4 protein-coding genes are annotated in these 7,722 nt (G+C 73.1%); 3 read left to right on the forward strand and 1 reads right to left on the reverse strand.

What is annotated here, in order from left to right; genetic code table 11:
• The first annotated feature begins 60 nt into the window (after nt 1–60).
• The 3 genes from hrpA to E1281_RS34505 all read left to right on the forward strand — a co-directional run bounded on the left by hrpA (nt 61) and on the right by E1281_RS34505 (nt 6,862).
• A complete protein-coding gene (gene hrpA / locus E1281_RS34490) occupies nt 61–4,029 on the forward strand; it encodes an ATP-dependent RNA helicase HrpA (protein WP_131883908.1) in 3,969 nt (1,322 codons plus the stop codon).
• 290 nt (nt 4,030–4,319) lie between these two features.
• Entirely contained in the window at nt 4,320–5,276 is a 957-nt protein-coding gene (pip, locus tag E1281_RS34500; protein ID WP_131883909.1) for a prolyl aminopeptidase, read from the forward strand.
• Nucleotides 5,277–5,350: 74 nt separating this feature from the next.
• The gene (locus tag E1281_RS34505; protein ID WP_243717707.1) at nt 5,351–6,862 is read left to right on the forward strand and encodes a chromosome segregation ATPase; all 1,512 of its coding nucleotides are present in this window, start codon (nt 5,351–5,353) and stop codon (nt 6,860–6,862) included.
• A 51-nt stretch (nt 6,863–6,913) separates the two neighbouring features.
• Here E1281_RS34505 and E1281_RS34510 read toward each other — a convergent pair whose 3' ends face one another.
• The gene (locus E1281_RS34510) at nt 6,914–7,603 is read right to left on the reverse strand and encodes a hypothetical protein (protein ID WP_131883910.1); all 690 of its coding nucleotides are present in this window, start codon (nt 7,601–7,603) and stop codon (nt 6,914–6,916) included.
• Between the last annotated feature and the right edge of the window lie 119 nt (nt 7,604–7,722).

The raw sequence follows: 7,722 nt of genomic DNA on the forward strand, positions 1-7,722 counted from the left end.
GTGCGGGGGTTGTGGGTTGCGCGGTGCCGAGGGCCTGGAACCCTATCCTTGTCGATGCCTATGAGGACGCCTGTGAGATCGCCGCTCGCCGACCTGCGCGCGCGCCTGCCCGAGCTGATGCTGCGCGATCAGCACCGGCTGCGCCGCCGGATCGACGGCGCGCAGAAGACGCGCGACGCCGGACGGCGCGCGAAGGTCGCCGAGGAGATCGCCGCCGACATCGAGGCCGCGGAGCGGCGGGTGGAGCGGCGGCGCCTCGCCGTGCCCGCGATCACCTACCCGGAGCAGCTCCCGGTCTCGCAGAAGAAGGACGACATCCTCGCCGCGATCCGCGACCACCAGGTCGTCATCGTCGCGGGCGAGACGGGCTCCGGCAAGACCACCCAGATCCCCAAGATCTGCCTTGAGCTGGGCCGGGGCGTGCTCGGCTCGATCGGCCACACCCAGCCGCGGCGCCTGGCCGCCCGCACGGTCGGCGACCGCATCGCCGAGGAGCTCGGCACCGAGCTCGGCGACACCGTCGGCTACAAGGTCCGCTTCACCGACCGCTCCAGCGACGACACGCTCGTCAAGCTGATGACGGACGGCATCCTGCTCGCCGAGATCCAGGCCGACCGGCTGCTCCGCCAGTACGACACGCTGATCATCGACGAGGCGCACGAGCGCAGCCTGAACATCGATTTCCTCCTCGGCTACATCAAGGAGATCCTGCCGAAGCGCCCCGACCTCAAGGTCGTCATCACGTCGGCGACGATCGACCCCGAGCGCTTCTCCGAGCATTTCGGGGGGGCCGGGGGATCGTCCCCCGATGGGCACGGCGGCGGCGCGCCGATCGTGGAGGTGTCGGGCCGGACGTATCCGGTGGAGGTCCGGTACAGGCCGGTCGCCGACCCGGACGACCCGTCCGCCGACCCCGACCGCGACCAGATCCAGGCGATCGTGGACGCGGTGGACGAGCTGGGCCGCGAGGCCCCCGGCGACGTTCTCGTCTTCCTCAGCGGCGAACGCGAGATCCGCGACACCGCCGACGCCCTGACCAAGCACTTCACCCGGACGAGAAGCTCCACCGAGGTTCTGCCGCTGTACGCGCGGCTGTCCTCGGCGGAGCAGCACCGGGTGTTCCAGGCCCATCGCGGGCGCCGGGTGGTCCTCGCGACGAACGTCGCCGAGACGTCGCTGACCGTCCCCGGCATCAAGTACGTCGTCGACCCCGGCACGGCGCGCATCTCCCGCTACAGCCACCGCCTGAAGGTGCAGCGGCTCCCGATCGAGCCGGTCTCGCAGGCGTCGGCGAACCAGCGCAAGGGACGCTGCGGCCGCGTGTCCGAGGGCGTGTGCATCCGGCTCTACTCCGAGGAGGACTTCGAGTCCCGCCCGGAGTTCACCGACCCGGAGATCCTGCGCACGAACCTCGCGTCGGTCATCCTGCAGATGACCTCGCTGGGGCTGGGCGACATCGCCGCGTTCCCGTTCGTCGAGCCGCCGGACCGCCGCAACGTCAAGGCCGGCGTCGACCTGCTCCATGAGCTGGGCGCCATCGACCCGTCCGAGAAGGACCCGCGCAAACGGCTCACCCCGCTCGGCCGCCGCCTCGCCCAGCTCCCCGTCGACCCGCGCCTGGGCCGCATGGTCCTGGAGGCGGACGGGAACGGCTGCGTCCGCGAGGTGCTGATCATCGCCGCGGCGCTGTCGATCCAGGACCCGCGCGAACGCCCCGCCGAGCAGCAGCAGGCCGCCGACGAACGCCACCGCCGGTTCGCCGACCCCACCTCCGACTTCCTGGCCTACCTGAACCTGTGGAACCACCTGCGCGAGCAGCAGCGGGAGCTGTCGGGCAGCGCGTTCCGGCGCATGTGCAAGAGCGAGTTCCTGCACTTCCTGCGCATCCGTGAATGGCAGGACCTGCACGGCCAGCTCAAACAGGTCGCCAAGGCCCTCGGCGTCACGCTCAACGGCACCGACGCGGCACCCGACCGCATCCACGTCTCGCTGCTCGCGGGCCTCCTCTCGCACATCGGGCTCGCCGACACCGACAAGAAGGACAAGCAGCGCCGCGGCCAGGAGTACCTCGGCGCCCGCGGCGCGAAGTTCGCCGTGTTCCCGGGGTCGTCGCTGTTCAAGAAGCCGCCGCGCTGGGTGATGTCGGCCGAGCTGGTCGAGACGTCCCGGCTCTGGGGCCGCGTCAACGCGAAGATCGAGCCCGAGTGGATCGAGCCGCTCGCGGAGCACCTCGTCAAACGCGACTACAGCGAGCCGCACTGGTCGAAGAAGCAGGCCGCCGTCATGGCGCGCGAGAAGGTCACGCTGTACGGGGTTCCGATCGTCGCCGACCGTCGCGTCAACTACGGCCGCATCGACCCGGCGCTGTCCCGCGAGCTGTTCATCCGGCACGCCCTCGTCGAAGGGGACTGGGAGACCCACCACCGGTTCTTCCACGACAACCGCGCCCTCCTGGACGAGGTGGAGGAGCTGGAGCACCGCGCCCGGCGCCGCGACATCCTCGTCGACGACGAGACCCTCTTCGACTTCTACGACGAGCGGATCCCCGAGGACGTCGTCTCCGGGCGGCACTTCGACTCCTGGTGGAAGAAGGCCCGCCGCTCCGACCCCGACCTGCTCGGCTTCGAGAAGTCGATGCTCATCAACGAGACCGCCGGCGGCGTCAGCGAGGCCGACTACCCGGACGTGTGGAAGCAGGGCGCGCTGCGCCTGCGCCTCACCTACCAGTTCGAGCCGGGCGCCGACGCCGACGGCGTGACCGTGCACGTGCCCGTCCAGGTCCTGAACCAGGTCCGCCCGGACGGCTTCGAATGGCAGGTCCCCGGCCTGCGCGCCGAACTGGTCACCGAGCTGATCCGGTCGCTGCCCAAGCAACTGCGGGTCAACTTCGTCCCGGCGCCCGACTACGCCCGCAAGATCCTCGACCGCGTGGCGCCCCGCACCGAGCCCCTCCTGGACGCGCTGGAACGCGAGCTGACCGCGATGACGGGCGTCCCCGTCGCGCGGGAGGCGTGGGACGCGTCCCGGCTGCCCGCCCACCTGCGCATCACGTTCCGCGTCGTCGACGACAAGGGCCGCTCCCTCGGCGAGGGAACCGACCTCGGCGAGCTGAAACGCCGACTCGCGGGCAAGGTGCGCGGGACGCTCTCCAAGGCCGCGTCCACCATCGAACGCACCGGCCTCACCGAGTGGACGATCGGGGAGCTGCCCCGGACCTACGAGCGCAACCAGGCGGGCTACGACGTCAAGGCGTATCCGGCGCTCACCGACGAAGGCGTGAGCGTCGCCGTCCGCATGTACGAGACCGAGGCGGAGCAGCGCCGCGCCATGTGGCTCGGCACGCGCCGCCTCATCCTGCTGAACGCGCCGTCACCGGTGAAGCTCGTCCAGGGCCGCCTCACCAACAAGGGCAAGCTCGCGCTCAGCCACAACCCGCACGGCTCCGTCGCCGCGCTCTTCGACGACTGCGTCACCGCCGCCGCCGACCGGCTCATCGCCGAGGCCGGCGGCCCCGCCTGGGACGAGGACGGCTTCCGCGCCCTGGACGACCGCGTCCGCGCCGGCCTGCACGACGCGACCGAGCAGGTCGTCGGGCTGGTGGAGCGCATCCTCTCCGAGTCGCACGAGGTCGACCGGCGCCTGCGCGGCACCACGAGCCTCGCGCTCGTCCCGGCCCTGACCGGCATCCGCGCGAACCTGACGGCGCTCGTCCACCCCGGGTTCGTCACGGCGACCGGATGGGCGCGGCTGCCCGACCTGCCCCGCTACCTGCGCGCACTGCAGATCCGGCTGGACAAGCTCCCCGAGAACCCCGGCCGCGACCGGATGCTCGCCCACCAGGCCGACGCCCTGGCGCGGGAGTACGACGAGGCGCTGCGCCGCCTGCACCCGGCCCGCCGCGAGGAGGAGCCCGCGCGGCAGGTCCGCTGGATGCTGGAGGAACTGCGGGTCAGCCTCTTCGCCCAGCAGCTGGGGACGCGCTTCCCCGTCTCCGACAAGCGCATCCGCAAGGCGATGGCCCAGCTCTGACCCGGGACCCCGGTCAGTCCGCGTCGTACGCGAACAACTCCACGTGGGTGCACTCGGTGCACCGGAACGCATGCACCTGCAGCGCGGCCGCCCGAACAGCTTCGCGTTCCCGAGGAGGCCCCGCTCCAGCGGGCCGGAGACCCAGCGGGCGAAACCGCGCGCGGCCTGGCCGGAGTCCTCGATGAACCCCTGCTGAAGTTTCGTGCTCCCGCACAGCGTGCACCTGAGTTCCGTCATCCGGGGGATGATCAGGGGCGCGGCCATGATCGCCATCCGGTAGGACTGATCCCATGGGATATCGGGAGTTCTACCCGCCGATCGAACCGTACGACTCCGGGCACCTCGACGTCGGCGGCGGCGACCGGATCTACTGGGAGACCTGCGGGAATCCGGACGGCAAGCCCGCGGTGTTCCTGCACGGCGGGCCGGGCGGCGGACTGCTGCCCGACTTCCGCCGCTTCTTCGACCCGTCCGCCTACCGGATCGTGCTGTTCGACCAGCGCAACTGCGGGCAGAGCACCCCGCACGCCGGCGACCCGGAGGTGTCGCTGGAGCACAACACCACGCCCCATCTGGTGGCCGACATGGAACGGCTGCGCGAGCACCTGTCCATCGACCGGTGGCTCGTGTTCGGCGGCAGCTGGGGGAGCACCCTCGCCCTCGCCTACGCGCAGGCGCACCCGGGCCGCGTGTCCGAGATGGTGCTGCGCGGCGTGTACCTCGTCCGCCCGCCCGATGAGGCGTGGGCGTTCACCCCGACGGGCGCGGCCCATATCTTCCCCGCCGAGTGGGCGGAGTTCCGCGACGCGATCCCGCCCGCCGAGCAGGACGACCTGCTCGCCGCCTACGGCCGCCGCATCGGCGACCCGGACCCGGCCGTCCACCTCCCGGCCGCCCGGGCGTGGATCGGCTGGGAACTCGCGGCGAACACGCTCCTGCCGGTCCCGCCGCCCGACCTGGGCGAGTCCCTCGTCCTGGCGTTCGCCCGCATCACGCACCACTACATCTCCCGCGGCGGCTTCCTCCCGGACGGGGGCCTGCTCGCGGGCGTCGGCCGCATCCGGCACATCCCCGCCGTCATCGTGAACGGCCGCTACGACATGAAGACTCCGCCCGATCAGGCCTGGGATCTGCACCGCGCCTGGCCCGAGGGGGAGTTCCACATCGTCGAGGACGCCGGCCACGGTGGTTCCGAGCCCGGCACCCGCGACCGGCTCATCGCCGCGACCGATCGTTTCGCTCACTGAACCGCACGTGGGGACCCCCACATCTACCACCCAAGTCACTGCAGCAACTCGAATCAGTGCGTATGGTTCATTCCATGCCTAACAGCGAAGAGCGCGACAATAGCGGCCGCGAGGAGCAGGCCGCGGCTCCCCCGGGGGGCGCGGTCTCCGAAGGCGCGGGGGACGGGGAATCCGCCGAGACGGCGGTGGCCCGGATCGGCGACCCGGTCACCGTGTGGCCGTGCGCCAACTGCGGGCGGCCCGTCCCGCAGCCCGTGGGCGCCGTCCGCGCGGTCCGCCACTGCCAGGACAACGACGGCGCCTGCGCCCGCGAGGCGCGCGACCGCCGCGAACGCGGCCGGGACGCGCCGGGCCTCACCGGGCAGGTCTCCTCGGCATGGGAGATGGTCGAACGGCTGGAGAAGGCCGCCGACGTGCTCGCCGACTCGCTGACGTCCGAGCTGAGCGTCGCCGGTGTCGAGCGGCGCGTCGCCGAGGTGCGGGCCGAGGCCGCCCGCGAGCTCGCCGTCGCGCAGAGTGAGCGCGACGCGTCCCAGCGCCGCGCCGAGGAGGCGTGGCAGGAGGCGACGTCCGCGCGCCAGCGCGCCGAGACCGCCGAGCGGGACGCGTCCGGTGCCCGCGAGGAGGCGAGGCTCGCCACCGCCAAGCGCGACGCCGCGCAGCAGGCGTGGGAGGAGGCGCACCAGGTCGCGCAGCAGTCGATGACCGCGAAGCTGGCCGCCGAGAGCGAGCGCGACCGCGTCGCGGCCCGCGAGACCGAGCTGCTCGCCGCGCTGGAGAACGCCCGCGCCGAGCTGGTGGCCCTGCACGCCAGGTTCGCCGAGGCCGAGGGCGCCGCCGAGTCGCAGCGCGTCGAGGCCGCCGTCGCCAAGCAGGGCGCCGAGGATCTCCGCACCGCCATGCGCGACACCGAGGCGCAGCGGCAGCGCGCCATGCAGGCCGCCAGCAAGGCCGAGGCCGAGCGCACCGCCGCGCAGCGCGCGCAGTCCGAGGCGGAGGCGGAGGTCGTGCGCGCCAACGCGCGTGCCGAGGAGGCCGCCAAGGAACGCGACACCGCGCAGTCGCAGGCCAAGGCCGCGACGGCCGAGCGCGACGAGCTCGCCGCCAAGGTCGGCGACCAGGCGGTCCAGCTCCGGCAGCTGTCGCAGTCGGTCGCCGAGCAGCAGGCCGCCCTCACCGCCCTCGCCGAGGAGCGCGACGCCGCCCGCGCCGAGGCCGACCGCGCCCGCCGCCAGATCGACCAGTTCACGCACAGCACGCTGTCGTCCGGCGTCCCGCCGGGCGGCCGGATGCCCGGCGGCGGAACCCCGGTGCCGCCCCCGGGGCACCCGCATGGCACGGGACCGCAGCCCGCCGCGATGCCGCCCGGCCCGTCCCCGGGCGTGCCGCAGCCCGCGGCGCGCACCGGCTCCCCGATGCCGCTCGGCGCGCCCGTCCCCAACGGGACGCCCGGCTCCAACACCGGAGGCACGCCGCTGCCCGGCTCGAACACGGGGAACACGCCGCTGCCCGGAGCCGCACCCCAGAACCGCGCCCGCCCCATCAACGGCGCGGACCGCGAGGACCCCCTCTTCACCGGCCCCTGACACACGAACGGCGGCCGCCCCCGCAGGGGGAGCCGCCGCCGGTGTGCCGGATCAGCGTCCGAAACGCTCCGGGTCGATCTCGATCCAGATCTGCTCGGCGCGGCCCAGGAGCCTCCCGTCCGCCCCGTACAGCGCCGTCGCCGCGTGCATCTTGCGGCCCTCGCGGCTGCGCGCGAACCCGAGCACGACGCACTCCTCGCCGGCCTCGGGCACGTCCATCACCTGGCCGGTCATGGTACCGAGCACGGCGGGACGCTCGGCGACGCCGAACGACCATCCGCCGGGGCAGTCCAGCGCGGCCCACACCAGCTCCCGCTCGGGCACCCGCTCCGGCACCCACGGCGCGGCGACGATGTCGTCCGCGACCGGCCCCGGTTCGAGCCGCAGCCCGTCGCCCGGCTCCCGGTCCGGCCCGCACACGAAGCAACCGGGGAACGGGTGGCTCTCCGCCGCCCGGTACTTCTCCGCGGCCTCCAGCGCCAGCGCGAACGGCACGGGAACGATCGGCGGCACCACGATCGCCCCCGCGAGCGCCTCGGCGATCAGCACCTCACCGTCCCAGAGCCGCGCGCTGCGCCCGCGCTCGTCCTCCGCCGTGACGGTCAGCTCGGTGTTCAGCGGCGGCGGCCGCCGCAGCGTCACCGTCACCGTGTCGACCGGCACCCGCCCCGCGAGGCACCCTGCCACATACCCGCCGTTCCCGGACCCGTCCGGCCCGCGGAACCGCCCGTCAATGATCACCTGAGTTCCCCCGTGTTAACACTCACCCCAATAAAACGGCACCGATCATAATGACCCGCCCCGACAGTCCGTGCTCCGGCCCCTTTCCGGGCGGTCCAGGCCCGGACCCGCGCCTATAC

The organism is Actinomadura sp. KC345, assembly GCF_004348515.1.
In the GTDB taxonomy this organism is placed as follows: Bacteria; Actinomycetota; Actinomycetes; order Streptosporangiales; family Streptosporangiaceae; genus Spirillospora.

Excerpts from the sequence above, each read along its gene's own strand:
- hrpA (WP_131883908.1), top strand. The coding sequence starts at position 61 with ATGAGGACGCCTGTGAGATCGCCGCTCGCCGACCTGCGCGCGCGCCTG.
- pip (WP_131883909.1), top strand. The coding sequence starts at position 4,320 with ATGGGATATCGGGAGTTCTACCCGCCGATCGAACCGTACGACTCCGGG.
- E1281_RS34505 (WP_243717707.1), top strand. The coding sequence starts at position 5,351 with ATGCCTAACAGCGAAGAGCGCGACAATAGCGGCCGCGAGGAGCAGGCC.